20 protein-coding genes are annotated in these 26,531 nt (G+C 66.3%); 14 read left to right on the top strand and 6 right to left on the bottom strand.

Features of this window, described 5'->3' with window-relative positions; genetic code table 11:
* The first annotated feature begins 124 nt into the window (after positions 1-124).
* Complete coding sequence (locus tag E4L96_RS10465; protein ID WP_135207161.1) at positions 125-727, top strand: PEP-CTERM sorting domain-containing protein; 603 nt, start codon at positions 125-127, stop codon at positions 725-727.
* A 47-nt stretch (positions 728-774) separates the two neighbouring features.
* Here E4L96_RS10465 and pdxR read toward each other — a convergent pair whose 3' ends face one another.
* Positions 775-2,238 (bottom strand): MocR-like pyridoxine biosynthesis transcription factor PdxR, encoded by a 1,464-nt coding sequence (pdxR, locus tag E4L96_RS10460; protein WP_135207160.1) that lies wholly within the window; start codon positions 2,236-2,238, stop codon positions 775-777.
* 95 nt (positions 2,239-2,333) lie between these two features.
* Here pdxR and E4L96_RS10455 point away from each other — a divergent pair, with 95 nt between their 5' ends.
* The 12 genes from E4L96_RS10455 to fucP all read left to right on the top strand — a co-directional run bounded on the left by E4L96_RS10455 (position 2,334) and on the right by fucP (position 17,134).
* Complete coding sequence (locus tag E4L96_RS10455; protein ID WP_167758654.1) at positions 2,334-3,275, top strand: porin; 942 nt, start codon at positions 2,334-2,336, stop codon at positions 3,273-3,275.
* A gap of 63 nt (positions 3,276-3,338) precedes the next feature.
* The gene (locus E4L96_RS10450) at positions 3,339-4,964 is read left to right on the top strand and encodes a carboxylesterase/lipase family protein (protein ID WP_229414390.1); all 1,626 of its coding nucleotides are present in this window, start codon (positions 3,339-3,341) and stop codon (positions 4,962-4,964) included.
* Positions 4,965-5,012: 48 nt separating this feature from the next.
* Positions 5,013-5,405, top strand: a complete 393-nt coding sequence (locus E4L96_RS10445) for a hypothetical protein (protein WP_135207158.1) — start codon at positions 5,013-5,015, stop codon at positions 5,403-5,405.
* 183 nt (positions 5,406-5,588) lie between these two features.
* Positions 5,589-6,818, top strand: coding sequence for an ABC transporter substrate-binding protein (locus E4L96_RS10440; protein WP_135207157.1), 1,230 nt, complete (start codon positions 5,589-5,591; stop codon positions 6,816-6,818).
* Positions 6,819-6,824: 6 nt separating this feature from the next.
* Complete coding sequence (locus tag E4L96_RS10435; protein WP_135207156.1) at positions 6,825-7,700, top strand: carbohydrate ABC transporter permease; 876 nt, start codon at positions 6,825-6,827, stop codon at positions 7,698-7,700.
* Positions 7,697-8,638: a carbohydrate ABC transporter permease gene (locus E4L96_RS10430; RefSeq protein ID WP_135207155.1), complete on the top strand. Its 942-nt coding sequence runs from the start codon at positions 7,697-7,699 to the stop codon at positions 8,636-8,638. Before E4L96_RS10435 ends, E4L96_RS10430 begins: the two co-directional genes overlap by 4 nt.
* A 4-nt stretch (positions 8,639-8,642) precedes the next feature.
* Positions 8,643-9,683 carry an ABC transporter ATP-binding protein gene (locus E4L96_RS10425; RefSeq protein WP_135207154.1) on the top strand — a complete coding sequence of 347 codons (1,041 nt, stop codon included), beginning with the start codon at positions 8,643-8,645 and terminating at the stop codon, positions 9,681-9,683.
* Between the two features lie 57 nt (positions 9,684-9,740).
* Positions 9,741-10,769 carry a LacI family DNA-binding transcriptional regulator gene (locus tag E4L96_RS10420; protein ID WP_135207153.1) on the top strand — a complete coding sequence of 343 codons (1,029 nt, stop codon included), beginning with the start codon at positions 9,741-9,743 and terminating at the stop codon, positions 10,767-10,769.
* A 98-nt stretch (positions 10,770-10,867) separates the two neighbouring features.
* Positions 10,868-12,238 (top strand): GH1 family beta-glucosidase, encoded by a 1,371-nt coding sequence (locus E4L96_RS10415; RefSeq protein WP_135207152.1) that lies wholly within the window; start codon positions 10,868-10,870, stop codon positions 12,236-12,238.
* A 39-nt stretch (positions 12,239-12,277) separates the two neighbouring features.
* Positions 12,278-14,791 carry a glycoside hydrolase family 3 protein gene (locus tag E4L96_RS10410; protein WP_135207151.1) on the top strand — a complete coding sequence of 838 codons (2,514 nt, stop codon included), beginning with the start codon at positions 12,278-12,280 and terminating at the stop codon, positions 14,789-14,791.
* Positions 14,788-15,771: a glucokinase gene (locus E4L96_RS10405; RefSeq protein ID WP_135207150.1), complete on the top strand. Its 984-nt coding sequence runs from the start codon at positions 14,788-14,790 to the stop codon at positions 15,769-15,771. The genes E4L96_RS10410 and E4L96_RS10405 overlap by 4 nt, the downstream gene beginning before the upstream one ends.
* Before the next feature lie 40 nt (positions 15,772-15,811).
* Complete coding sequence (fucP, locus tag E4L96_RS10400) at positions 15,812-17,134, top strand: L-fucose:H+ symporter permease (RefSeq protein WP_135207149.1); 1,323 nt, start codon at positions 15,812-15,814, stop codon at positions 17,132-17,134.
* 69 nt (positions 17,135-17,203) lie between these two features.
* Here the strand turns inward: fucP and E4L96_RS10395 are convergent, their stop codons facing one another.
* From E4L96_RS10395 to E4L96_RS10375, 5 genes are all read right to left on the bottom strand, one after another.
* On the bottom strand, positions 17,204-18,712 hold the full coding sequence (locus tag E4L96_RS10395) for a tryptophan halogenase family protein (protein ID WP_267874327.1): 1,509 nt from the start codon (positions 18,710-18,712) through the stop codon (positions 17,204-17,206).
* A gap of 34 nt (positions 18,713-18,746) precedes the next feature.
* Positions 18,747-19,787: a cupin-like domain-containing protein gene (locus E4L96_RS10390; protein WP_135207147.1), complete on the bottom strand. Its 1,041-nt coding sequence runs from the start codon at positions 19,785-19,787 to the stop codon at positions 18,747-18,749.
* Positions 19,771-20,487, bottom strand: a complete 717-nt coding sequence (locus tag E4L96_RS10385; protein ID WP_135207146.1) for a SapC family protein — start codon at positions 20,485-20,487, stop codon at positions 19,771-19,773. Before E4L96_RS10385 ends, E4L96_RS10390 begins: the two co-directional genes overlap by 17 nt.
* Positions 20,488-20,520: 33 nt before the next feature.
* Positions 20,521-22,089 (bottom strand): tryptophan halogenase family protein, encoded by a 1,569-nt coding sequence (locus tag E4L96_RS10380; RefSeq protein WP_135207145.1) that lies wholly within the window; start codon positions 22,087-22,089, stop codon positions 20,521-20,523.
* A gap of 123 nt (positions 22,090-22,212) precedes the next feature.
* A complete protein-coding gene (locus E4L96_RS10375) occupies positions 22,213-25,185 on the bottom strand; it encodes a TonB-dependent receptor (protein WP_135207144.1) in 2,973 nt (990 codons plus the stop codon).
* 374 nt (positions 25,186-25,559) lie between these two features.
* On the opposite strand from E4L96_RS10375, the gene E4L96_RS10370 reads away from it, so the two are divergent.
* Positions 25,560-26,459 carry a polysaccharide deacetylase family protein gene (locus E4L96_RS10370; protein WP_181017606.1) on the top strand — a complete coding sequence of 300 codons (900 nt, stop codon included), beginning with the start codon at positions 25,560-25,562 and terminating at the stop codon, positions 26,457-26,459.
* The last annotated feature ends 72 nt before the right edge of the window (positions 26,460-26,531 follow it).

The raw sequence follows: 26,531 nt of genomic DNA, 5'->3' as shown, positions 1-26,531 counted from the left end.
GGGATTTTACAGTCGGCGCAAACGGTTGCGCTCCAGGAAATGTATGTAGTTGATCTTCAACATGAATTTCCTATTGGCACAAGTTTTGCATAAGTGATCTCGTCAATTTAACCCTTAAGAGATCATGAAACGGATTTTCCTTGCCTCCCTGTTCGCAGCGCTGTCCCTGTCCGCCAGCGCGACGGTCCTGACCTTTGACGACTACCCCGGCGCTACCCTCGGCAGCGCGGATGCCATCCGCGGTAGCTACCATGGTTATGTCCTCGGCGCCGAAAACTCCGGCGAAGCACTACCCTTCCTGGCGTGGGTGGACACCGGCAGCCCATGGTACTGGCCGTACGGCTCCGTGAGCGGCAGCTTTACGGGCCTGAACAACTGGGGCGGCGTCGGCACCCTTGCCAAGGACGATGGCAGCGACTTCGCCTTCGACGGCGTGTGGGCGCGTACCTGGGGCACGGATGAGCGCGACGCGACCATCTACGGCTACAACAATGGCGTGGAGGTGTGGAGCTCCACCTTCACCCTGAACGGCGAGTGGACCCGTTTCACCGGCGGCAGCGGGGCGGTCGACCAGCTGCGTTTCGACTTCGGAAACTTTTTCCTGATCGATGACGTGGCGCTGAGCGACGCACCCCGCCAGGGCACTGTGCCGGAACCGGCGTCGCTGGCGCTGTTCGGCCTTGGCCTCGCCGGTGCCGCGGCCGTGCGCCGCAAGCGCGCCGCGTAAGCTGCATCGTCGGCCTGCCGAAGCCCGCCGCGTGGCGGGCTTTGTCGTTAACGGCCGTATTGCGCGATGACGCGGGCGAGACGCTTGATCAGTGGCTCGATCTCGGCTTCCGGCACCTGCGAATAGCCGAACATCAGTCCATTCCATCCGTGGTCGCGCACACCCGTCGCGTGGGCGCTCAGGGCGCGCGCCACCACGCCCGCATCCAGGACCGCCTGCGCCACCTCGGTGTCCGGCGGCGCGCCGCTGGCAAAGCGCAGCGCGAGGTGCATGCCCGCAGAGGCACCATGCACCGTGCCGCAATGGCCGAGGTGCCGTTCCAGCGCATCGAGCAGGATGTCGCGCCGGCCGCGGTAGATGCGGCGCATGCGCCGCAGATGCACGCCGAACTGGCCGCTGTGCAGGAAGTTCGCGAGCGCCAGCTGGTCGGCCACGCGGCCATGCGGCGGCATCCGCGCCAGCACGGCCTGTAGCGGTTCCACCAGCGTGCGCGGGACCACGAGATAGGCCGTGCGCAGAGACGGGAACAGCGTCTTGCTGAAGGTGCCGACGTAGATCACCGGCGCGTCGGCGACCAGCCCTTGCATCGCGGGGAGGGGCGGCCCGTCGTGCCGGAATTCGCTGTCGTAGTCGTCCTCGATCACCAGCGCGCCGACGCGCGCGGCCTGCTCGATCAGGGCCAGGCGCCGCGCCATGCCGAGCACTCCGCCGGTCGGGTACTGGTGCGAGGGCGTGGTGTAGATCAGGCGCGGGGTGCGCAGCTGCCAGTCCTGTGCCGTGGGGTTCAGGCCTTCGTCATCGACGACGATGCCGATGGTGCGCAGCTGCGCCGCCCGGAAGGCGGCCAGCGCGCCGCCATAGCCGGGGTTGCCGATCCAGGTGATGGCGCCTGCATCGGCGAGCGTGCGCGCACACAGTTCCAGGCTGGCCTGCGTGCCGCTGGTGATGAAGACCTGGTCGGTCTCGCAGCGCACCCCGCGCGAAGCGGCGAGGTAGCTGCGGATTTCGGCGCGCAGTTCGGGCACGCCCGCCGGGTCGGCGTAATTCAGGTCGGCGGGCTGCATCTCGCGCCACGCGCGTTCGACCTGCTTGCGCCACTGGACCAGCGGGAACAGGTCCAGCGCGGGCACACCGGGGGCAAACGCGCGCGCTTCGGCGCCGGATGAGGGCAAGCCGCGCAAACCCTGCATGCGCCGCGCGATGGCGTTGCTGCGCGCCGGTGGCTTGACGCGCGCGCGCGCCGCATCGGAGGCGATCGGCGCCACCGTGGAACCGCGTGGCGTGCCGAGGATCAGCCCTTCGGTGGCCAGTTGGTCGTAGGCGTACAGCACGGTGTTGCGGGCGACCTGCAATTCGCCGGCGAGGGCGCGCGTGGCCAGCAGGCGCGTGCCGGCGGGAAGCTGGCCGTCCATGATGGCGGCACGCAGGCAGGCGTGGATGACCCGCTGGCGCGGCCATCCGGCCACGTCCTGCGTGCGTTCGAAGCTTGCCAGGAGTACGCGGTAGTCCATCCGCCGAGTATAGCGGTGATGGTTTCATGTGGCTCCATATTTTTTGCTGCCGGTGGCACTTTTGGTGGGATCGCTGGCGGGCTAGCATCTACTGGATGTCTCTTCGCTCCCATCCTCTGATTTTCGCGGCGGTCCTGACGCTGGCGCTCCTGTTCGCACTGCCTGCCAGCGCGGACTTGCAGCTGTACGGCCGCCTGAATGTGTCGGTCGAGCGGCGCACCGAGGCGGGCGGGCCGCGCTTCCAGGTGGGCGACAATGCGTCGCGCTTCGGCATCATGGAGGTCGAGCGCACCAGGTCGGGGCTCGAATCGGGCGTGCACCTGGAGATGGGTTTCGATGCCACCACCGGCAAGCCGTATGGCTCGGGCTTCGACCGTGGCGCGGAGCTGTTCTTCGGCACGCCCAATGTGAAGCTCAGCATGGGCAGCGTGGGCAGCACGGCTTACCTGGCCATCACCGACGTGGTCAGCCTGCATAACCACGATACGGGAATCTCGTCCGATGCGTTGTTCGCCCATGTCGAGCCGCTGCAGCACAAGATGGTCGTCACGCTCCATGCGGACCGGTGGACGATGCAGGCGGCCAGCTGGCGCGCCGACCCAATGGTGACCGGGCGTGCGGGTACGGCGTACTTGCTGGCGTGGACGCGGCCCGGAATGTCGCTGGCGCTCTCCAGTGGGCAGGATGGGGTGCGCTACGAGCGCAGTGTACGGGGGCTGTGGCAAGCCGGCCCGCTGGAGCTGGCGGCGTATGTGGAGCTGGACCGCAACGTATTTGGCAGCGGACGGCGTCTGCTGGGACGGGTGGCGGTGGCGTGGCACGCGGGGGCGTCCGAATTCCACGTGAATGTCGCGCAGGCGAGCGCGTATGGCGGCGCGCTGCCGGGCGAACGCGGGGCGCGGCAGAGGACCCTCGGCTACAACTACAACCTGAGCGCACGCTCGAAGGTGTATGCGCTGGCCACCGCGGTGTACGATGAAGGCCGTCTTTACGGCAGCCGTCGCGCCCTGGCGCTGGGCGTGCGCCAGAATTTCTAGCGCAGGCAGCTGCCAAGCGTTAAGGCGCCCGGCGGCGCCGCCGTGAAGCCAACGTGAAGACGTGTGATTGTCGAGTGGTGCGGAATCGGCCATGATGTGATCCACTTTGCGACCTCCATCCTGCCCGTCATGACCCCTGCGCTGCTTCGTACCCTGCTTGGTCTGCTGCTCCCGGTGACCATCCTGCCCGCACATGCCGAATCCGCTCCGGCGCCGCGCGTGCAGGTGGCCGAAGGCACCCTGCACGGGGTGCGCGAAGCCGATGGCCTGCTGACCTTCAAAGGCGTCCCGTACGCCGCCGCGCCCATTGGCGCCCGCCGCTGGAAAGCGCCGCAGCCCGCCGCAAAGTGGAAGCGTGACCGCGCGGCCAACCGCTTCGGCCCGCGCTGCATGCAGCTGCCTCTCTTCAGCGACATGGTGTTCCGCTCGAACGGCATGAGCGAGGACTGCCTCTATCTCAACGTCTGGACTCCGGCCACGGGGGCCAAGGACAAGCTCCCCGTGCTGGTCTACTTCTACGGCGGCGGCTTCCAGGCTGGCGATGGCTCCGAGCCGCGCTACGACGGCGCCAGCCTGGCGAAGCAGGGCATCGTCGCGGTCACGGTCAACTACCGCCTCGGCGTCTTCGGCTTCTTCGCCCACCCCGAGCTGACCAAAGAGTCTCCACACAAGGCCTCCGGCAACTACGGCCTGCTCGACCAGGCCGCCGCGCTCCAGTGGGTCAGGAAGAACATTGCAGCCTTCGGTGGCGACCCGCGCCGCGTCACGATCGCCGGTGAATCGGCCGGTTCGTTCTCGGTCAGCGCGCAGATGATCTCTCCGCTGGCCAGGGACACCATCGCCGGCGCCATCGGCGAGAGCGGCTCCCTGCTCGGCCTCATGGCCCTGCCGACGCTGAAGGAGGCTGAGGCCAACGGCCAGCGCTTCGCCCAATCGGCGGGCGCACCCACCCTCAAGCAGCTGCGCGCCCTGAGCGGCGAGGCATTGCTGGCCGCCGCCGGCAAGCCGGATGCGGGCCGCTTCAGGGTCAATATCGACGGCCACATGCTGCCGGAGCCGCCGCTAGCGATGTACGCCGCCGGGAAACAGGCCAAAGTCCCGCTGCTCGCGGGATGGAACGCCCAGGAATCCGACGCCCGCTCCGTCCTCGGCGAGGGCCCGGTGAACGAAGAGTCCTTCATGGCCGCCCTGCGCAAGTTGTACGGTGACCGCGCCCCTGACGCCCGCCGCGCCTACGCAGGCGACATCGAGACCGCCGCGCGCGAGCTGGGGAGCGACCGCTTCATCGGCTACGGCACCTGGAAGTGGCTGGACCTGCACGCCCGCACCAGTGGCCAGCCCACCTGGCGTTACTACTACACGCACCCGCGTCCGGGCGCTCCGGGGGCCACCCACTCCGCCGAAATCGAATACGCCATGGGGAATCTGGACGGGAACAAGGTTTACGCGTGGACGCCGACCGACCGCGAAGTCTCGCGCGTCATGCAGGCCTGGTTTGCGAACTTCATCAAGACCGGCGCGCCCGATGGTGCAGGCCTGCCCGCCTGGCCGCCGCTGCCGGCCAACCGGGGCGCTGCCAACGGCACGCCGGTGATGGTGATCGACGCCCCGCCGCACTTGGAACCGTCCACCGACGGCGCCCACCACACGTTTCACGACTCCCCTCAACCTGGGGGGCAGCCGCGCTGACAGGGTTTCCCTAGAATCGGTTCATTTGTCATGACTTTTGAGGCTGGAATGCGATTCGCGAAACCCGTACGTGTATTCATTGGACTGCTGGCAGTGGCCGCGGCGGTCGCCCCGGCCTACGCGGGCCAGAACGCCTGCCTGCTGGAGGGCAGCCTGAAATTCGCCGGCCAGACCATCGAGAGCAAGGACTGCATGCAGAACGGCGGCGCCAAGCCCGCCGACTTCCTGGAAGCCTGCAACCAGATCGCCAAGATGGGCGCGGCCCTCGGCGCGCCGCCCAAGGTCACTTACATGGACGCCTGCCCTGCCCAGGCCCAGGGCGTGTGCGTGGGCGTGTTCTCCCGCCAGATCTCCGCCTACTACTACAAGCGCGACCCCAAGGACCTGCCGGACGTGAAGTCCAGCTGTGAACTCCAGGGCGGCAAGTGGAAGGCCAAGTAAGCAGGTTGGCCAGTCAGCACCCGGCCGTAAGCCTTGCAATCGCCTTGATTGCAAGGTAGCGTGTCTCCGCACGCGCTGGAATAGTGTTTGACACTCAATTTCAGCCGATGCTATAGTCGGACAAAGTCTGTGGGAACGTTTCCAATCGCTCCACACACGACGCGGGAAGTTGACGGAGACACGATGTACAAAGCATACGCAGCGGCGCTTGGCGCTAGTCTTCTGGCGTCGGCAGCAGCGCACGCCGGCCCCACAGCGGAAGTGATTCACTGGTGGACCTCGGGTGGCGAATCGGCCGCCGTCAAGCAAGTGGCGCAGGCCTATCGCGCCGCCGGCGGCACCTGGATCGACACCGCGATCGCGGGCGGCGACCAGTCCCGCGCGGTCACCATCAACCGCATCGTCGGGGGCAATCCCCCGACAGCCGCGCAGTTCAACACCACCAAGCAGTTCGCGGACATCATCGAGCAGGGCCTGCTCAATAACGTCGACGACATCGCCGCCCAGCAGCACTGGGACACCATGCTGCCGCAGACCGTGGTCAATACCATCAAGGTCAAGGGCCACTACTACGCGGTGCCGCTCAACATCCACATGCAGGCGTGGATCTGGTATTCCAAGGCTGCCCTGAAAAAGGCGGGCGTCACCAAGGAACCGGAGAACATCAACGAATTCTTCGCCGCGCTGGACAAGCTGAAAGCCGCGGGACTGATCCCGCTGGCGCACGGCGGCCAATCGTGGCAGGAGACTATCCTGTTCTCGTCCCTGCTGGCCAACATGGGTGGGCGCGAGATGTACCTGCAGGTGCTGCAGCACCGCGACCAGCGCGTCATCAATTCGCCGGCCTTCCGCAATGTGCTGCTGGCCTTCAAGCGCCTGCACTCGTACATCGACACCGGCTCCCCGGGCCGCAACTGGAACGACGCGACCTCGCTGCTCATTCGCGGCAAGGCCGGGTTCCAGATCATGGGCGACTGGGCCAAGGGTGAATTCAATGCCGCCAACATGAAGGCGGGCGAGCAGTTCGGCTGCATCCCCGGCCTCGGCGCCCAGGCGCCGTACCTGATCCAGGGCGACGTGTTCGTGTTCCCGAAGACGAATAAGCCCGATGCCGTCAAGGCCCAGAAGCTGCTGGCCAGCGTGGTGACGCAGCCGCAGACCCAGGTGGCATTCAGCCAGCTGAAAGGCTCGATCCCGATGCGGCCGGATGTCGACGCATCGAAGATGGACGTCTGCGCGCAGAAAGGCATCGCGATCATGAAGGACCGCTCGCGCGTCCTTGGCATCACCGAGGTGTACCTGTCCCCGGACCAGAACGGCCAGCTGCAGGACGTGCTGACCGCCTTCTGGAATACCAATATGACGGTCGAGAAGGCCCAGAAGAGCATCGCTGCCGCGCTGCGGGACGAGTAAGCACCGATGCTCGCCCGTGCCTTCCGCAAGGTGACGCCGTTCGCGGCGCTGCTGCCGATGGCGGCCACCGTCATCGTGGCCTATCTCGGCTCGGTGCTGTGGACCCTGCGGACCTCGTTCACCAGCTCGCGCACCTTCGCCAGCGACAATTTCATCGGCCTGGCGCAGTACGAGCGCCTGTTCGACAACGAGCGCTGGATGCTCTCGGTGCACAACATCGCCATCTACGGCGTGCTGTTCATCCTGGCCTGCATCGTGATCGGCTTCCTGCTGGCCGTGTTCATCGACCAGAACGTGATGGGCGAGGGTGCCTTGCGCACCATCTTCCTGTATCCGTACGCGATGTCCTTCGTGGCCACTGGCGTGGTCTGGCAGTGGATGCTCACGCCGGGCAAGGGCATCGAGCACGCGGTGCGCATGTTCGGCTACCCGGACTTCGAATTCGACTGGATCGTGGACCAGGACATGGCGATCTACACCATCGTCATTGCGACGGTGTGGCAGTTCTCCGGCCTGGTGATGGCGCTGATGCTGGCTGGCCTGCGCGGCGTGGACCCCGACATCTGGCGCGCCGCGCGGCTGGAAGGCATTCCCGCCTGGCGCGTCTACCTGCACGTGGTGCTGCCCATGCTCGGCCCGTCCGTCGCCACCGCCTTCATGCTGCTGGCCGTGGCGGTCTTCAAGCTGTTCGACGCGGTGGTCGCGATGACCCAGGGCGGCCCCGGCACCGCCAGCGAAGTCCCGGCCAAGTTCATCATGGACCACCTGTTCCTGCGTTCGAACATCGGCCTGGCCTCGGCCGGCGCGGTGCTGATGCTGATCCCCGTGATCGCACTAGTCGCGCCCTACCTCTACGCCCGCAGCCGCAAGGAGCGCGCATGAACGGCCCGGCCCTGCAGCGCGTGGCACCGGCCGATGTGGAGACCTTGTCCCGTCCGCGCAGCACCGCCGGCGCAGCGAAGCGCAAGCGCCGCTGGTCGCCCGCGCGGCTCGGCATCTACGCCTTCCTGGTCAGCGCCGCGCTGTTCTTCCTGCTCCCGCTGTACATCATGCTGGTGACGTCGGTCAAGCCGATGGACGAGATCCGCGCCGGGAACATCTTTGCGTTCCCGCTGCAGTTCACCCTGGAGCCGTGGCGCCAGGCCTGGAGCCAGGTCTGTACTGGCGCGGCCTGCGAGGGCGTCAAGGCCGGGTTCTGGAATTCGGTGGCGATCACCGTGCCCTCGACCATCATCCCGATCCTGCTCGGCGCCATCAACGGCTACGCCTTGTCGTTCTGGCGCCCGCGCGGCGCAGGGATGCTGTTCGCCGTGCTGCTGGCCGGCGCCTTCATCCCGGTGCAGGTGATGATCTATCCGCTGGTACGCCTGCTCGCCACGGCCGGCGTGTTCGGTTCCCTGCCGTCGATCGTGATCGTGCACCTCATCTTCGGCATGCCGATGATGACGCTCCTGTTCCGCAATTACTACGCCTCCGTGCCGCATGAGCTGTTCCAGGCGGCGCGCATCGACGGCGGCGGCTTCTGGCGCATCTTCCTGCAGGTGATGCTGCCGATGTCCACGCCGATGATCGTGGTGGCCGCCATCATGCAAGTGACGGGGGTGTGGAACGACTACATACTGGGCCTGGTGTTCGCGGGGCGCGACCACTTGCCGATGACGGTGCAGCTCAATAACGTCATCAATACCACCACCGGCGTGCGCCAGTACAACGTGAACATGGCCGCCACCATCCTGACCGCCGCGGTGCCGCTGGCGGTCTACTTCATCTCCGGACGCTGGTTCGTGCGCGGCATCGCCGCCGGCGCCGTGAAAGGCTGACGCAATGTCCGACGTCGTACTCCGCAACCTGTGCATCACGCTGAAGGGCAACCCGATCATCCGGGACCTGGACCTGCAGGTGCAGGAAGGTGAATTCCTGGTGTTGCTCGGCCCTTCCGGCTGCGGCAAGTCCACGCTGCTGCATTCGATCGCGGGGCTGATCGACACCACCAGCGGCGCCATCGAGATCGGTGGCCGCGACATGAGCGACGCCGACCCGAGCGAGCGCGGAATCGGCATGGTGTTCCAGTCGTACGCGCTGTACCCGACCATGACGGTCGAGAAGAACATGTCGTTCGGCCTGCGCGTGTCCGGCACGCCCAAGGCCGAGATCCGCCGCCGCGTGGACCACGTGGCGTCGATGCTGCAGCTGGACGCGCTGCTGGACCGCAAACCGTCCCAGCTCTCCGGCGGCCAGCGGCAGCGCGTGGCCATCGGCCGCGCCCTGGTGCGCGACGCGGGCGTCTTCCTGTTCGACGAGCCGCTGTCCAACCTCGATGCGAAGCTGCGCACCGAGCTGCGGCGCGAGCTGAAGGTACTGCACCAGCGCCTGGGTTCCACCATGATCTACGTGACCCACGACCAGGTCGAGGCGATGACGCTGGCCTCCCGCATCGTGGTGATGAAAGCGGGCGAGATCCAGCAGATTGGCACCCCGGGCGACGTGTATGACCGCCCGGCCAACCGCTTCGTGGCTGGGTTCCTCGGATCGCCGTCGATGAACTTCGTGGACGGCGAGGTGGATGCCGCAGGCCGCTTCATGTCACCCGCGCTTTCGCTGCCCATGGACGCCGGGGTGCGGGGGGCGGTCACGCTGGGTGTGCGCCCCGAGTGCATCAGTATTGGAGACGGTCCGCTGACTGGCACCATCGCACTGGTGGAGCCGATGGGGAACCACCAGGTGGCGTGGATCGAGTGCGGCGGGCAACAGCTGTCCTCCATCGTGACCGGCACGCGCGCGGTGGAACCCGGCCAGCAGGTGGCCTTCGGCATCGACACCGCGCGGGTCTCGCTGTTTGACCAAAAGACGGGTAACCGCTTGTAAACATCGCAAGCCGCCAAGTGCTATGCTTGCGGCTATTTTTGAAACGGGGTAGTCGGATTGGCCACCATTAAAGACGTAGCGCGCCTGGCCGGAGTCGGGCTGGGGACGGCCTCCCGCGTGGTCAGCGGGAAGGGCTCGGTGTCGCCCGCGACGCTCGCCCGCGTGAAGAAGGCCATCGACGAACTCGGATTCCGCCCCTCGCACGCGGCGCGCGCGCTGCTGTCCGGCTCCTCGCAGATGATCGGCGTGTACATCCCGGTCCTCTCGGGCACCTTCTACACCCCGATCCTGCAGATCATCGACACCGAGCTGCGTTCGGCGGGCCTGCACATGGTGGTGGCCTTCGGCTCCGGCGTGGGCGACCAGCGCCGCCAGGCCATGGAAGGGATCCAGTTCCTGATCGAGCGCGGGTGCGATGGCCTGATCATGATGACCGGCGCCCTGAACGAGGACGACCTTGCACAGCTGGGCCCTGCGCAGAACCGGCTGGTGGCCCTCAACCATCAATTCGACAGCATCCCCGAGCAGTGCTTCACGGTGGACCATGAACTGGGCGGCCGCCTGGCGGCGCGCACCCTGCTGGACCACAAGCACCGCGACATCGCGGTGGTCGGCGGCCCGGCGGTCCTGCCCGACAACGTGGCGCGCCTGCGCGGCTTCCGCGCGGAGCTGGAGGAGGCGGGCGTCGACACCAACACCATGTGGGTGGTCGAAAGCGACTTCTCGCCGGCTGGCGGCTGGGCCGCGGCCAAGGAGCTGACCGAGTCCGGCCACCCGTTCACCGCGCTGTTCTGCGCCAACGACGAGATGGCGGTGGGCGCGCTCTCCTATTTCCAGGAAGCCGGCATTCGCGTGCCGCACGACCTGTCCGTGATCGGCTACGACGACACGCCCAGCGCCGCGTTCTCGGCGCCGCGCCTGACCTCCGTCCACATGCCATGGCGCGAGATGACCGAGAACGGCCTGAATGCCCTGCTGAACCTGTGCTATGACCTGAAGCGCCCCGTGACCCGCACCTTCCCCGTCAGCGTGACGCTGCGGGCATCGCTGGCCCGGGCTGGATCGAAGCCGCGCAAGCCGCGGTAAAGCCGCTCCCTTGTCACCGTGGAGCGGCCTTTTTTTACGTCGAGATTGGAAACCTTTCCAAATTCTGCTACTCTAGAACCATAACTACCTGACGAGATATGACGACGACACCAACCAGCCCCGAGCCACAAGCCCCGGCGCGTGCCGATTTCGCCTCCGACTTCCTGTGGGGCTGTGCCACCTCGTCGTACCAGATCGAAGGGGCCGGGGCCGAGGATGGCCGGGTCGAATCGATCTGGGACCGCTTCTGCGCGACGCCCGGCAAGATCCGCGACGGCTCCAACGGCGCGGTCGCCTGCGATCACTACCACCGCTGGCCGGAGGATTTCGACATCGCGCGCAGCATGGGCATCAATGCCTACCGCTTCTCGATCGCCTGGCCGCGCATCATCACCGAGGATGGACAGGTCAACGAGAAGGGCCTCGACTTCTATTCGCGCCTGGTGGACGGCATGCTGGAACGCGGCCTGGAGCCGTGGGCCACGCTGTACCACTGGGACCTGCCGCAGCACCTGCAGGAGCAGGGCGGCTGGGCCAACCGCGCCACGGTCGATGCGTACCTGCAGTTCGTGGACGCGGTCACGCGCCGCCTGGGCGACCGCGTCACCAACTGGATCACGCATAACGAGCCGTGGTGCACGGCCATCCTCGGCAACTATGAGGGCGTGCACGCGCCGGGCCTGACCGACTTCAAGACCGCGCTGCAGGTGTGCCACCACGTACTGCTCTCGCACGGGAAGGCAGTCCCGCTGATCCGCGCCAACGTGCCGAACGCGCGCGTGGGCATCGCCCTCAGCCTGCATCCGTTGCGCGCCGCCACCGACAGTGCCGCCGACCAGGCCGCGGCCGCGCGCCATGACGGCCTGCGCTACCGCTGGTTCCTCGACCCGCTGTATGGCCGCGGCTACCCGGCGCAGATGGCCGAGATTTTCGGTGACGCCAACCCGGTCGTCGAGCCAGGCGACATGGACGCGATCGCGGTGAAGACCGACTTCCTCGGCGTGAACTACTACTTCCCCGAGATCATCGCGGACGAGCAGGGCCACGGTCCGCTCGACGCCAAGGTGCTGCCGCCGAAAGCGGACGCCGAGAAGACCGCGATGGGCTGGGAAGTCTCGCCGGAGGGCCTGTCCAACCTCCTCACCCGCATCCAGTCCGACTACCATCCGGGCCCGATCTACGTGACCGAAAACGGCTCGGCGTATGAAGACGTGGTCGGCGCGGACGGGAACATCGACGACGCGGGCCGCCGCCGCTACCTCAAGCGCCACCTGGCCGCGATGAAGAACGCCATCGACAGCGGCGTGCCCGTGAAGGGCTATTTTGCCTGGAGCCTGATCGACAACTTCGAGTGGGCGGAAGGCTACCTGCGCCGTTTTGGCCTGATCCATATCGACTACGATTCGCAGCAGCGCCGTCTGAAAGACAGCGGCAAGTGGTACCGCGCCTTCCTGCACCACGAGGGCTGAGCGGCTCCCCAAAAACACAATAACGATCGAGACATCTTCATGAAAACCCCGTTCCGCCCCCGCATGCTGGCGCTGGCCGCCGCGCTGTCCCTCCCGGCCTTCGCCGCACCGGTCCAGCCGCTGACGGCCTGGCCGCACATCCAGAGCGCCATCGCCAAGGATCCCAAGCTGGAAGCGCGCGTCGCCGAGATCGTGAGCAAGATGACGCTGGAGCAGAAGATCGGGCAAATGACGCAGGGCGAGATCAAGTCCGTGACGCCGGACGACGTGCGCAAGTACTTCCTGGGCTCCGTGCTCGGTGGCGGCGGCAGCTGGCCGGGGATGAACAAGCGCGCCACCGCGGCGGACTGGGTCAAGGCGGCCGATGCCTACTACGACGCGTCCATGGCCACCGACATGCCGGTCAAGATCCCGGTCATCTGGGGTATCGACGCGGTCCACGGCAACAACAACGTGATGGGCGCGACCCTGTACCCGCACAACATCGGCCTCGGCGCCGCCCATGACCCCAAGCTGGCGGAAAAGATTGGCGCCGCCACTGGCAAGGCGGTGCGCGCCACCGGCCTGGCCTGGGTCTTTGGTCCCACATTGGCGGTGGTGCAGGACGACCGCTGGGGACGCACCTACGAAAGCTTCTCGGAAGATCCGCTGCTGGTGAAGAGCTACGCGGGCCCCTATGTGCGCGGCCTGCAGGGTGCGTTCAAGGACGACGCCAACGTCATCGCCAGCATCAAGCACTTCATGGGCGACGGCGGCACGGACCAGGGCAAGGACCGTGGCGTGACCAAGGCCAGCGCCGCGCAGATGATGAACCTCCATGCGCAGGGCTACTACAGCGGCCTGCAGGCGGGCGCGCAGACCGTCATGGCCTCCTTCAACACCTGGGACGACGTGGCCAATGGCGTCAACTACGGCAAGATGCACGGCAGCCGCGGTGCGCTCACCGACATCCTGAAGACCAAGCTGGGGTTCGATGGCTTCGTGGTCAGCGACTGGAACGGCATCGCCGAGGTACCGGGCTGCCGCGTCGACAGCTGCCCGCAGGCGATCAACGCTGGGTTGGACATGATCATGGCGCCGGACGACTGGAAGGCCTTCATCGCCAATACCATCGCCCAGGTGAAATCGGGCGAGATCCCGATGGCGCGTATCGACGATGCGGTGACCCGCATCGTGCGCGTCAAGCTGCGTGCGGGCCTGTTCGGCAAGCGCCCGTCGCAGAATGCCTACGCGGGCAAGCAGGATGCGCTGCAGGACCGCGCACTGGCCCGCCAGGCGGTGCGTCAGTCGCTGGTGCTGCTCAAGAACGAAGGCCCGGCCCTGCCGCTCGCGAAAGGGAAGAAGATCCTCGTGGTGGGCAAGGGCGCGGATAACCTGTCCATCCAGTCCGGCGGCTGGTCGCTGACCTGGCAGGGCACGGACAACACCAACGCCGACTTCCCGAACGGCGACTCGATCCTCACCGGGATCAAGGCGGCTGCGGGCAATGGCAAGGTGGATTACAGCCTCGATGCCGCAGGCGTCGACGTGAGCAAGTACGACGCAGTGATCGCCGTGATTGGCGAGCGCCCGTATGCGGAAGGCGATGGCGACATCGGCCCTGGCGCGACGCTGCGCCACAGCAGCCGCTACCCGGAAGACCTGGCCGTGCTGCAGGCTGTCGCGGGCAAGGGCAAGCCGGTGGTGACGGTGTTCCTGTCCGGCCGTCCGCTGTACGTCAACGACCTGCTCAACCTTTCGGACACCTTCATTGCTGCCTGGCTGCCGGGCTCCGAGGGCAAGGGCGTGGCGGACCTGCTGGTCGCCGGCCCGAAGGCCTACGACTTCACCGGCAAGCTGTCGTTCTCGTGGCCGAAGTCCGCCTGCCAGACGCCGCTCAACTTCAGTGACGCCGGCTACGCGCCGCTGTTCCCGCTCAACTACGGCTTGAAGAAGGCGACCCGCTCGAAGCTGGGTATGCTGGACGCCAGCACGCCGGAAGGCGGCTGCGGCGGCGCCTCCAACACCTACCCGGTCAACAGCCAGGCCGACCGCACCAGCTTCCCGCTGGTCGTCCGCTCCGGCAGCGAGACCAAGCCGCTAGGCGCCGACCTGAATGCCGTGTTCACGCTGCCGGGCATCGAAGTGGCGACCGCGCAGATCAGCACCCAGCAGGACGCCAAGCAGGGCAAGTGGAGCGGCCCCGCGACCCTGGAAGCCAAGGGCGCCAAGCCGCTGGCTCTCCCGTCCCGCGTGAGTGACAAGGGCGTGCTGCGTTTCGACACCATCGTCTCCGCCGCACCGGCGGGCGCGGTCACGCTGTCCATGTGCGGTGCAGGCAAGTGCGCCGACGTCAATGCCACTGCGCTGTTCGCGCACCTGGCCGGCAAGGGCAAGCAGACCGTCAAGGTGCCGCTGGCCTGCTTCACCGCCAAGGGCGCGGACCTGGCCAAGGTCGACACCCCGTTCGGCGTGACCAGCCAGGGCGCGTTCACCGCCTCCTTCGCGAACATCGAGATCGCCGGGGGCGCTGCAGCCGGCGCGGATGTGGTGCGCTGCGAGGACCTGAAATGATCACCACCTTCGACGAGCTGCGCCTGCTCGCGGACATCGGCGGCACCAACGCCCGGTTCGCGCTGCAGACCGGCCCGGGGCAGTTCGAATGCATCGAGGTGCTGAGCTGCGCGCAGCACGCGACCATCGGTGACGCAATGAGCGCCTACCTGGCGCTGGCGGGCCAGCGCGGCTACGCCGTGCAGTCGGTGCGCCATGCCGCCATCGCCATCGCCAATCCGGTCGAAAGCGATGTGGTGAGCATGACCAATCACCACTGGAGCTTCTCCATCTCGGGCCTGCGCACGGAGCGCAATCTGGCGACCCTGCTGGTGGTGAACGACTTCACCGCGCTGGCGATGTCGCTGCCATACCTGCAGCCCAGCCAGCGTGAACGCATTGGCGGCGGCGAAGAGCTGCACGGCCGCGCCATCGGGTTGATCGGCCCTGGCACCGGCCTCGGTGTGGGCGGCGTGATCCCGGCCGGCACCGGCTGGGTCCCGCTGGCCAGCGAAGGCGGGCACGCCACTTTCGCGCCGAACAACCGCGAGGAGGCGCGCATCCTCGACTTTTTGTGGAATGAATTCGGCCACGTGTCGGCCGAGCGCCTGCTGTCCGGCATGGGGCTGGAGCTGATCCACCGCGCCCGCACCGGCGAACGGCTGGCGGCGCCGGACATCACTGGCCGTGCGCTCGACGGGCAAGGCGCGGAAAGCGCCGCCTGTGAAGCCACCGTGAAGATGTTCTGTGCAATACTCGGAAGCGTGGCGGGCAACGTGGCGCTGACCCTGGGCGCGACGGGCGGCATGTACATCGGCGGCGGCATCGTGCCGCGGCTGGGAAAGCTGTTCAGCGAATCGCAGTTCCGCCAGCGGTTCGAGGACAAGGGGCGGCTCAGCAGCTACCTCGCGCGCATCCCGACCTACCTCATCACGGAGCAGTACCCGGCCCTGATCGGCGTGGCGGCCATGCTGTCCGCAAAGATCGCGGCCGAACAATAGAAGTCAAAACAGAACGACACTCGGAGACCCCGGAGACACCATGCAAGCTTCTTCTTCCACCACCGCCGTCAACCCGGCGCTGGACACCACGCCCGGTAACACCACCGCGCCGCTGGTGATCGTCACCATCCTGTTCTTCATGTGGGGCCTCCTGACGTCACTGAACGACGTGCTGATCCCGCACCTGAAGTCGATCTACACGCTGACCTATGTGCAGGCGATGCTGGTGCAGTTCTGCTTCTTCGGCGCCTACTTCATCGTATCGATTCCCGCCGGGGCGCTGATCAAGCGGCTCGGGTACCAGAAGGGCGCCGTGGTGGGCCTGCTGGTCGCGGCGGCGGGTTGCGCGATGTTCTACCCGGCCTCGATGAGCGGCTACGGCCTGTTCCTGTTTGCCTTCTTCGTGCTGGCGGCCGGGATCACGATCCTGCAGGTGGCCGCCAACCCCTACGTCACGGTCCTCGGCCCGGCACGCACCGCCTCCAGCCGCCTGACCCTGACCCAGGCCTTCAATTCACTCGGCACCACCATCGGCCCGGCCGTGGGCGGTATGCTGATCCTCGGGACCGTCACCAGCATCGCCGCCGACCAGCTGGCGAAGCTCTCGCCCGCCGAGCAGGCCGCGCACCGCGCGCAGGAAGTGTCGACCGTGCAGGGGCCGTACATCGGCCTGGCTATCGCGCTGGCGGTGCTGGCGGTGCTGTTCGCGGTTGCCAAGCTGCCGAAGATCACGCACGACGACGCATCGATCGACGGCGTGAATGAGAAAGGCTCGGCCCTCAACTACCCGCACCTGGTGCTGGGCACCCTCGGTATCTTCCTGTACGTGGGTGGCGAAGTCTCGATCGGCAGCTTCCTGGTCAACTTCCTTGGCGAAGGCCATATCGCGGGCCTGCCGGCGGCGGAAGCGGCCAAGTACGTGAGCTACTACTGGGGCGGGGCGCTGATCGGCCGCTTCGTGGGCTTTGCGGTGATGCGCTACGTCAGCCCGGGCAAGACCCTGGCCTTCAATTCGGCCGCGGTGATCCTGCTGGTGCTGACCGCGGTCTACGGCTCCGGCCACACGGCGATGTGGGCGATCCTCGCGGTGGGGCTGTTCAATTCCATCATGTTCCCGACCATCTTCAGCCTCGCGCTGCATGGCCTGGGCAAGTACACCGGCCAGGGCTCGGGGATCCTGTGCATGGCCATCGTGGGTGGCGCGATCGTGCCGTTCCTGCAAGGGATGGTGGCCGACTCCATCGGGCTGCAGCCGTCGTTCTACGTGCCGGCGATCTGCTATGCCTACATCCTGTTCTACGGCGTGAAGTACGCCAACCTGCACAAGGAAGTCGCGGCCGAGGCGCCGCCTGTCACGGTGTAAGCGTAGTGAGTGTGAGCTGTTAGGGTTGGCCGCCGCGGGCAATCGCGGCGGCCTTTTTTGTTTGGACCCTTACATCTTGGGGATGCCGCAGTACTGCTGCACGTAGGCCTGGTGCGGCGGCAGCTGGGCCACGGTGCGCGCGATGGTGTCGCGGATGCCGTTCAGGAAGCCGGACAGCTCATGGTCGCCCATCAGGTCCGCGGTCTGGTGGTGGGTGCGCGGCATGATGCCCTGGCCGAGCATCACCTGGATCCACGAGTTCTCGGCAAACAGTTCGGTGGGTTCGCGGAACACGCGGCCCGTCTCGCGGAACAGGTCGATGCGGTGCTGGAGCGAGGCCGGGACCTCCATTTCGCGCGCCGCGCGCCAGTACGGCGAATCCACGCGGTTGGTGACTTTGTAGTGCAGGATGATGAAGTCCCGGATGTGTTCCAGCTCGCGCGCGGACTGGCGATTGAACTCGGCCACGTCATGGGCGCTGATGCCGTCGGTCGGGAACATCTGCATCAGCCGGATGATGCCGCGCTGGATCAGGTGGATGCTGGTCGACTCGATCGGTTCCAGGAAGCCGGACGAAAGACCCAGCGCCACGCAGTTGCCCTTCCAGGTCTCCGGGCGCTGGCCGGGCTTGAAGCGGATCACGCGCGGATCGGTCAGCGGCTCGCCGGCGACGGTGGATAGAAGCAGCGACTTGGCCGCATCGTCCTCGATGTAGCGGCTGGAGAACACCACGCCGTTGCCCATGCGGTGCTGCAGCGGGATGCGCCACTGCCAGCCCGACGCATGCGCGATCGAGCGCGTCATCGGCACGGCCGGGCCGGTGGCGTCGGTCTGCACCGCGATCGCGCTGTCGTTGAACAGCCAGTGCGACCAGTCCTCGTACGGCACGCCCATGGTCTGCCCGATCAGCAGGGCGCGGAAGCCGGTACAGTCGATGAACAGATCGCCCTCGATGGTGCTGCCGGAATCCAGCGTCAGCGAGGTGATGTGCCCCGTGGCGGCATCCGTGTTGACCTTGGCGATCTTGCCCTCCACCCGTTTGGTCCCATGGTGCTCGCTCATGGTGCGCAGGAAGCGCGAGTAGCGCGATGCGTCCATGTGGTAGGCGTAATTCATGCCGTTGTTGGGCAGGTGCGCGAACTTGAGCGCCTGCGCGGCCTTCAGCTCCAGGCAGTAGTCGCCGTAGTCGCTGGCCAGCCCGCGCTCGCGGCCCTTCATCCAGAAGTGCTGGAAGCCCGCGGTCCAGTGGTCGGTGCCGGTCAGGCCGAACGAGTGGATGTAGTCCTCGTTGACGTTGCGCCAGTTCTCGAAGCTGATCCCGAGCTTGAAGGTGGCCATGGTCGCGGCCATGAATTCGCGCTCGTTGATCTCCAGGATGTTGTGGAAGTTGAGCAGGGTCGGGATGGTCGCTTCGCCCACGCCGACGGTGCCGATTTCGTCCGACTCCACCAGGGTGAGGTCGAGGCGCTTGCCGAGAATGCGGGACAGGGCCGCTGCGGCCATCCAGCCGGCCGTGCCGCCGCCGGCGATAACAACGCGCCGCACCGGGCGGCCTGCTGGGGTGGAGCTGTTCTGCACGATGGGTCTCCTGTCTTGAATTCTGTTATGTGTGTTATCGGTTGAGGCGCTTGAGCAGCTGGCCGCGCAGCACCCGCGCGCCATCCTCGGTCAGCGGCGCCAGCGCGTGGCGCGCGTGCGGCGGAATGTGGGCGAGGCTCTCCTCACTCGGCTCGAAGATGTAGTGGCGGAAGATCTCCTGCCACGCGGCACGCTGCTCCGGCGGCAGGCCGCGCATGGTCAGCACCGCCAGCATCAGCGCATTGGTCGGCGTGTCCATGTAGCCGGGCGCCTGGCGCCACCAGTAGTTGACCAGCACATTGAAGCGGTCCAGCGCTTCCACGTGGTGCCACCACATGCTGGGGATGAACAGGGCATCCCCCGGTTCCATCTCCGCCACGTGCGCGTGGCGCAGCGCTTCCGCAAAGCGCGGGAAGCGCTGCAGGTCCGGCTGGTGGAAGTCGACCATGCTGATGGCCTGCCCGGCGGGCGTGAAGTCGAGCGGGCCGACGTACAAGTTGGCCAGCTGCTCCGGCGGGAACAAAGTGAAGCGGCGGCGGCCCATCACGACGCAGGCGATGTTGTCCGGCAGGTCGTAGTGGGCGGCGATGCGGCTCCGGTTGCCGATCCAGATGCTGGCCAGGGGATCGCGCGCGCCCAACTGCAGGTCGTTCGCTTCGCGGAAGCCCGGCAGCGCGGTCTCGATGGTGGTGGAGCCGACGTAGATGGCGGGCGGCTGCTCGTCGTCGAGGTGGTCGCGCATCTCCGCCAGCACCGCATCCAGCCGCGCGCGGGTGGTGAAGAAGTTAAAGCCGGTGACATCCTCGTTGTAGAAGAAGCGTCCCTTGATCTCGGGCGTGCCGAGCATCGCATTGACGGTCGCGTCGCGGTAGAACTGGCGCAGGTAGGCGTCGCCGTCGGCGGCGGAGCGCAGGCCGGCCTGGGTGGCGGGCCACTCCGACACCAGGCCGCGCAGGATCAGTGGCTCGGTGGATGCGAGCAGGTCGTCCGTCAGCGTCTGCGGCGTGAGGCCGTGGACCTCGCGGATGGCGCGCAGCTGGGACGGAGCGGCCGGGGAATCAGAGATCGATGGCATTCCGGCGGTTCTTGCGGTCGATCAGGCTGCGGAAGTTGTTGAGCGACGCGACCACCATGTAGATCGCCTGCAGGTAGCCGTTGGCATTCAGGCGTTCCAGGGTGGCGCCATCCAGGCCGGCCAGGCGGTCTTCGTTGATGGTGTAGAAGCCGGCCAGACGGTTCTGCGAGCCGTCATTCAACTGGATGTCCAGTACGAATGGTTCCAGCAGCTCCAGCGACAGCAGCGCGGCCATGAAGGCGCCGTTGCGCTGCAAGCCTTCGTGAATGTCCTTCAGCTTTTGCGAGACGCCTTCCAGGTATTCGGTGTTGCCGCCGTACTGCAGGAACACTGGCTCGCCCGCTTCTCCACCCTTGTGTACGCGCGGGTGGTCCAGGTCGACGTGGATCATCAGCTCCTCGCCATCGCGCCCGATCAGGAAGGGCAGCCGGTCGACGGTCAGCGGGATATAAGTGGCGTCCCAGCGGTTCTGTTCCAGGAACAGGTTTTCGCCTTCCACGAAGCCGAGCAGCGCGATGGCTTCGAAGCTGCTGCCGTCGCCGTTTTTACGGAAGACGATCGGATAGTGCGATTGCAGCGCGCGGAATTCGCTTGGGAAGGTCAGGGCAAAGCTCACGTTGTCGCCGTACTGGGCCCCGCGCTCGGTGATCACGCGCAGGTCCTTGTGGTCGACGTTGTTCAGCAAAACGGTATTTGGCATTGGTGGCCTTGCGTTGGGTGAATGAGTGCCGGTTTAGATCCGAGTCAGACCGTGGCGGCAGATGTGGTTGATCAGGTCCCGGTTGCCGGGCAAGGCGCCGAGCATGCGGGTGGTGAGAGCGGCGGCCTGGCGGAAGTGCTCGTCGGCCGTCTCCGCGTCGCGCCAGGCGGCGTGCGTGGTCGGTGCGGTGCGGAAGCCCATGCCATAGAGGACGTACTGGTAGCTCGCGGCGGGGAACACTTCGTCCAGCCGGTGGAAGTCCAGGCGCGAGGGTGGCCGGTGGCGCCACAGCGCGAGCAGCTCGCGCACGCGCTCCGGCACCGATGCCTCCGCGCGGTTGTCCTGCCAATAGGCGCTGTCGGTGCGGTCACTCAGCACATAGTGCAGCTTGAGAAAATCGATGACGCGTTCCCACCGGTAGCGGAAGGCGTCGTTGAAGCGGCGCGCGACGATGTCCATGTCCGCGCGGGTGGCGGGCATATTGTCGCTCAGCATGGCGGCGGACAGCTCCACCATCGCCAGCGCGGACGCTTCCAGCGGCTCGATGAAGCCGGAGGACAGGCCGATGGCAACCACGTTGCGATGCCAGAAGCGCTCGCGGTAGCCGGGCTGGAAGGTCAGCTTGCGCGGCCTGGGCTGGTCATCCGGTGCCGGGCCGCCGCTGGCGTGCACGTAGGCGCGCAGCTCGTGCTCCGCCTTGTCGTCCGTGGTGTGCGCGCTCGAATACACATGGCCGATGCCGCGCCGCGCGGGCAGGCCGATGTCCCAGATCCAGCCGCTGCCCTGCGCGGTGGAGGTGGTCTGCGAGGCGATCGGCGCATCTTCGTGCGCGTACGGCACCTGCACGGCGAGCGCGCTGTCGTTGAACAGCACCTGCTTCTGCGAGACGAAGGGGACCTCGTAGTGCTTGCCCAGCAGGAGGGACTGCATGCCGGTGCAGTCCACGAACAGGTCGGCCTCGATGGCGCCGTGCTCGCGAGTACGTACGGCGCGCACATCGCCGTTGTCGTGCGCTTCGATGCCGACGACATGGTCCGGCACCCAGCGCACGCCCAGCCTCTCCACGCAGTGCTGGCGCAGGAACAGGCCGAACTTGCCCGCGTCCAGGTGGTAGCCGTAGTTGGCCACCGATGCGAATTCCGGCGTCGCCATCTGCTTGGGCGCGCGGCCCTGCGCGCACAGGTGCGGCTGGTGGCTGGCCAAGTCGGCGAACGGGGTGTCTGTAAAACGCTGCAGCCAGCGTTCGGCGAGCGGCGCATCGCCGAAGCCTTGCGGAAGGCTGAAGGGGTGGAAGTAGTAATCCTGGGCGCTGCCATCGCGCCAGCCGCGGAACAATGAGCCCTGCTTGAAGGCGGCATCGCAGGAACGGAAGAAGGCCGATTCGGAGACGCCGATACGGCGCAGCGTATCGCGCATGGAAGGCCAGGTACCTTCGCCGACGCCGATCGGCGGCACGTCCGGGGATTCGATCAGGGTAATGCGCAGCCCGTCCGGCGCTGCGGCACGGTGATCTGCTGCCAGCACACCGGCAGTCAGCCAGCCGGCCGAGCCACCGCCTACGATCACGATATGCCGGATGGTTTGATCCGAGCGATCCACCATGAGAATTCCAAGTTTGCTACGAACGACTCAGTCTAACGGAAACGGCTGCTGGCAGGCCAGCAGCCGTTTCGTCAGAGCTTCCCGATGATGCGAGGGGACCACATCATCGAAACCTTTACGACATCAGAACTTGTAGCGCAGGCCAGCCATCCAGCGCGGGCCGGTCTGGGTTGCGTAGTCCACCATCCGCTCGTTGCGGCCGTGCGAGCGCGAGGTCTCGTCGGTCACGTTGATGCCCTCGAAGCTGACGGACAGTTTCGGCGTGATGTTGTAGCTCACCGAGATATCCAGCTGGCCGTACGGCTCCGTGTACTGCGGGTTCGGACCGGCACTGTCGAAGGTGGAATTGAGGAACTCGCCGCGCCAGTTGTAGGCCGCGCGCATGGACCACTTGTCGTCCTCGTAGATACCCACCAGGTTGGCCGAATTCGACAGACCCACCAGCGCGAACTGCTCGCCGGCCTTGAAGTTATCGTAGGTCAGGCCGGAGTGCACGTAGGTGTAGTTGGCCTGCACACCGAAGCCGGTGTTGCCGAACATGTGCTGGACGTTGAACTCCAGGCCATGCAGGCTGGCTTCCTTCTGGTTGCTGAAGGAGTTGATCTGGAACTGCGCGATCGGATCGCCCGGCTGGCCGACCAGGGTACCGGTCGCATTGCCGTTGACGTCATCCGCGCCGCGCGTCACACCCGGCTGGCCGTTGAAGTTGCGGAAGATGTAGTTGCGGATGCAGACTGCATCGTTGCCGCAGCTGGTGGCCGCCTGCGCCTGGGTCCAGTACTTGCCGCCAATCGGGGTGGGCAGATTGAACGGAGTGGCAGTGATCTGCGACTGGCCGGCGTAGTCCTCCAGGTTCTTCTTGAAGAAGTTCATCGCCAGGAAGCTCTGCTTGTCGTAGTACCACTCGAGCGACAGGTCGAAGTTCTTCGACTTGACCGGCTTCAGGCCCGGGTTACCCTGCGAACCGGTACCGCCGTTCACACGCACCAGGGAGTTCAGCACCTGGCCGCCCTGGATCTGGTCCCAGCGCGGACGGCCGATGGTCTCGCCGTAGCTGGCGCGCAGCTTGATGTCGGAGCGCAGGTCGATGTCGTAGTCCAGGCTCGGGAGCAGGTTGTTGTATGCACCAGTCAGCGTGGTGAAGGTCGGCGCACCCTGGATCAGGTTCAACTCGTTCGCCGACGACATCGAGATGCCCGTGGCGCTCAGCACCTGCGCGCTGGAGGTCACATCGGTCTTCTCATAGCGCAGGCCGAGGGAGGTATGCTGCGGCATCGCGGTGTCCCAGTCGGTGTTGAACTGGAGGTAGAGCGACTTGGACTTCTCCTTGGTACGCTGGTCGGTGTCCCACACGCCATCGGGCTTCGGCTGGTACAGCTCCGGCTTGCCGGTGACCTTGGCGGCCAGCGCACGCACCTCTTCGAAGTTGAAGGTGTAGAAGGTGTTGAAGAGGTTCGGATTGTCGCTGCCCGAGAGCTTGCTGAAGTACTGGCGCAGGCTCTCCTGGTGCCACAGGCTGCTCGGATAGTCCGATGCCTTGGTGGCGCCGCCCCAGGTGTCGTCACGCTGGTTGTTGGAGAACGCGGAGCGGTTGGACACATCGGTCGCGCCCAGGCCAAACTTCAGGTTGGACGCTTCACCGATGTTGATGCGGCCCTTGACCTGCGCCTGGTCGACGATGCCTTTCATGTAGCCGCGCTGGAACACCGAGCCGGTGACCTGCTGGCCGGCCCGGACGAAGTCTGCGCCCTGGATCGACAGGACCGGGAAGTCGTTCGAGAAGTCGGCGGTGGTGGTGCCGCGGCTGAAGCTTGCGGTACCGAGCGTGCTGCTCGAACCCCACGGGCTGTCGGCCATCGATTCGGCGGTCGAGTGGTGCACGTCGAATTCGAAGCGCATGTCAGGCGAGAACTTCCAGTCCGCGTTGAAGCCCAGCGACTTGTTCTGGGTCTTGGTGGCGAACAAGCCGCCGCCCATCGCGATGTCGCTGGTGGCGGGGTTGATGATCTCCGTGTACACCAGCGGTGCGGCCACCGGGCCATTGGTCCAGGTGGAATCCGACTTGCCGAAGTTGAACCACGCCGACACGTCGTTGCGGCGGGTCGCGATCTTGTTCTCGGAGTAGGTGTAGTCCAGGGTGGTGCGCAGTTCCTTGACCGGCTCCCACTGGAGGGTCAGCTGGGCGTTGGTGCGCTTGCGCTCCACGCCGTTCATCGAGTAGTTCAGGTTCTGCGGCACCGCGTACATGTCGGTGGGCTTCGGCTTGTTCTGGGCGGTCGAGTCACCGGTCAGCGTGCCCCAGTTGTTCTCATCGCCGCGGAACGGACCGCGCCAGCCGCCCGGCACCGCGGCCTGGTTGTAGCCCAGGTTGCGTTCCTGGTAGCTGGCCGACAGCGCCACGCCGAACTTGCCGTCGGCGCTGGTGGTGGAGTACAGGCCCGAGATCTCCGGCGTCACCGACTTGCTTGGCTTGACGTCGCCCGGCAGGTGCTTCATCGAGGTGTCGTACACGCCCTTCACGCCCACGGTGGCCTGGGTGCCTTTCACGTCCAGCGGACGGCTGGTCATCACGTTCAGGGTGGCGCCGATACCGCCGGTCGGGGTCTCGGCGCGGCTGGTCTTGTAGACCTGGATCTGGGAGATCGCTTCGGAGGCCAGGTTGGCGAAGTCGAACGCGCGGCCATTCAGGTCGCCCAGGTTCGAGGTCGGCATCTGGCGGCCGTTCAGCAGCACCATGTTGAAGTCGGGGCCCACGCCACGCACGGTAACCTTGGAGCCTTCGCCGATGCTGCGGTCGATCGACACGCCCGAGATGCGCTGCAGCGATTCGGCCAGGTTCGTGTCCGGGAATTTGCCGATGTCGGCGGCGACGATGCCGTCGACGATACCGTCCGAATTGCGCTTCAGGCCGAGCGAGGTGGCCAAAGCTGCGCGGAAGCCGGTGACGGTCACCTGCTGGACGGCGGGCTGGGTGGTCGAATCATTGGCCGTGGTGGCCGGGGTCTGTTCCTGAGCATAGGCCGGCACGAGGAAGGTCGTGCAGGCACTGGCAACCGCCAAGCTCAGCAAATTGCGTTTTGCTTTGGGATAGTGCATCTGGTCTCCTGGTTTTTCTCTGAATGGTTCGCCCCGCGCCTTCTCTGGGCCGCCCTGGGCGTGGTGCGAATCGCCGGCCTGACACTGGTGGAACCGATTCCTCGCGGGTCGGGTTCCGGTGCAGTCCCGCTGCTTATGGAAACGTTTCCATATGAGCTGGTTGAATATTAGGATGGGCAATATAAATTGTCAACGAAATATTCTGAACATTTGGGGCCATTCCTCCTTTGTGGACAACGGCGCAACAGATTCCGGGCCACGCGTCCGGCGGCGGGCGGGAAATCGTTGGGAACGATTCCGTTTGACGGTCCAAAACGGGCGGTGATATATTTTTTTCACGATATGGTAACGTTTCCAATCTGCGAGGGGATCCGATGACTCGAACGACATGGCATGCGGCTCCGGGGCTGGTCGCGCTGGCGGTGCACCTGGCCGTCGGCGGGGATGTGGCGGCGCAGGAGGCGGCTGCGCCGGTGGCGGGTTCCGACCGGGCCGCGCGCACGGTGAGCGGCGCGCCGTTCCCCTGGCCGCACGGCGCCCGTGCCGCGGTCAGCCTGGCCTACGACGACGCGGCGCCGTCGCAGCTGGACAACGCCATCCCGGCCCTGAACCGCCATGGGCTGAAGGCCAGCTTCTACCTGGAGCTGGCCAGCCCCACGATCGCCCAGCGCATGGAGGAATGGCGGGCCGCGGCGCGCGCCGGGCATGAACTGGGCAACCACAGTCTGTTCCACCAGTGCTCCGGCAGCCAGCCGGACCGCGCGTGGCTGCAGCCGCGGCGCGATCTGGATACGACGCTGGCGGGGCAGATGCAGGAGCAGGTACTGCTGGCCAACACGCTGCTGCAGGCGCTCGACGGAGAGCACGAGCGCACCTACACCGTGCCGTGCGGGGATCATGTGGCGCGCGGCGGCGACTACCTGCCGCTGGTGCGCGCCAGCTTCGTCGCCATCAAGGCGGGACCGGGCAGCGGCGTGATCGACGACATGCGCACGCTCGATCCGTATGCGGTGCCGGTGCTGGCGCCGGTGGGGCTGACGGGTGCGCAGCTGATCGCCATCGTGCAGCGCGCGGCGCAGCGCGGGACGATGGTGAACTTCACCTTCCATGGCATCGGCGGCGATCACCTGGCCACGTCGAACGAGGCGCACGAGGAGCTGCTGCGCTACCTGGCCGCGCACCGGGGCGAGTACTGGACCGACACCTTCCGCAGCATCATGAAGTACGTGAAAGTCAATCAAGACAAGCCAACACAATATAAGGAGACGAAATGAGACACACCGTGTGCATGGCCGCCCTGCTGGCATTGCTGGGCTGCGGGGGCGGCTCGGCCGCCACGGCGTCCG

This window comes from Zemynaea arenosa (genome assembly GCF_004614185.1).
Lineage (GTDB): Bacteria > Pseudomonadota > Gammaproteobacteria > Burkholderiales > Burkholderiaceae_D > Telluria > Telluria arenosa.
This window is presented reverse-complemented; position numbering and strand designations above follow the sequence as displayed.

Bases quoted from the DNA above. Each gene is read 5' to 3' on its own strand.
- E4L96_RS10390 (WP_135207147.1), bottom strand. From the start codon at position 19,787: ATGCCATCGATCTCTGATTCCCCGGCCGCTCCGTCCCAGCTGCGCGCC.
- E4L96_RS10375 (WP_135207144.1), bottom strand. From the start codon at position 25,185: ATGCACTATCCCAAAGCAAAACGCAATTTGCTGAGCTTGGCGGTTGCC.
- E4L96_RS10440 (WP_135207157.1), top strand. From the start codon at position 5,589: ATGTACAAAGCATACGCAGCGGCGCTTGGCGCTAGTCTTCTGGCGTCG.
- E4L96_RS10435 (WP_135207156.1), top strand. From the start codon at position 6,825: ATGCTCGCCCGTGCCTTCCGCAAGGTGACGCCGTTCGCGGCGCTGCTG.
- E4L96_RS10455 (WP_167758654.1), top strand. From the start codon at position 2,334: ATGTCTCTTCGCTCCCATCCTCTGATTTTCGCGGCGGTCCTGACGCTG.
- E4L96_RS10415 (WP_135207152.1), top strand. From the start codon at position 10,868: ATGACGACGACACCAACCAGCCCCGAGCCACAAGCCCCGGCGCGTGCC.
- E4L96_RS10445 (WP_135207158.1), top strand. From the start codon at position 5,013: ATGCGATTCGCGAAACCCGTACGTGTATTCATTGGACTGCTGGCAGTG.
- E4L96_RS10410 (WP_135207151.1), top strand. From the start codon at position 12,278: ATGAAAACCCCGTTCCGCCCCCGCATGCTGGCGCTGGCCGCCGCGCTG.
- E4L96_RS10405 (WP_135207150.1), top strand. From the start codon at position 14,788: ATGATCACCACCTTCGACGAGCTGCGCCTGCTCGCGGACATCGGCGGC.
- fucP (WP_135207149.1), top strand. From the start codon at position 15,812: ATGCAAGCTTCTTCTTCCACCACCGCCGTCAACCCGGCGCTGGACACC.
- E4L96_RS10430 (WP_135207155.1), top strand. From the start codon at position 7,697: ATGAACGGCCCGGCCCTGCAGCGCGTGGCACCGGCCGATGTGGAGACC.
- E4L96_RS10370 (WP_181017606.1), top strand. From the start codon at position 25,560: ATGACTCGAACGACATGGCATGCGGCTCCGGGGCTGGTCGCGCTGGCG.
- E4L96_RS10465 (WP_135207161.1), top strand. From the start codon at position 125: ATGAAACGGATTTTCCTTGCCTCCCTGTTCGCAGCGCTGTCCCTGTCC.
- pdxR (WP_135207160.1), bottom strand. From the start codon at position 2,238: ATGGACTACCGCGTACTCCTGGCAAGCTTCGAACGCACGCAGGACGTG.
- E4L96_RS10380 (WP_135207145.1), bottom strand. From the start codon at position 22,089: ATGGTGGATCGCTCGGATCAAACCATCCGGCATATCGTGATCGTAGGC.
- E4L96_RS10385 (WP_135207146.1), bottom strand. From the start codon at position 20,487: ATGCCAAATACCGTTTTGCTGAACAACGTCGACCACAAGGACCTGCGC.
- E4L96_RS10425 (WP_135207154.1), top strand. From the start codon at position 8,643: ATGTCCGACGTCGTACTCCGCAACCTGTGCATCACGCTGAAGGGCAAC.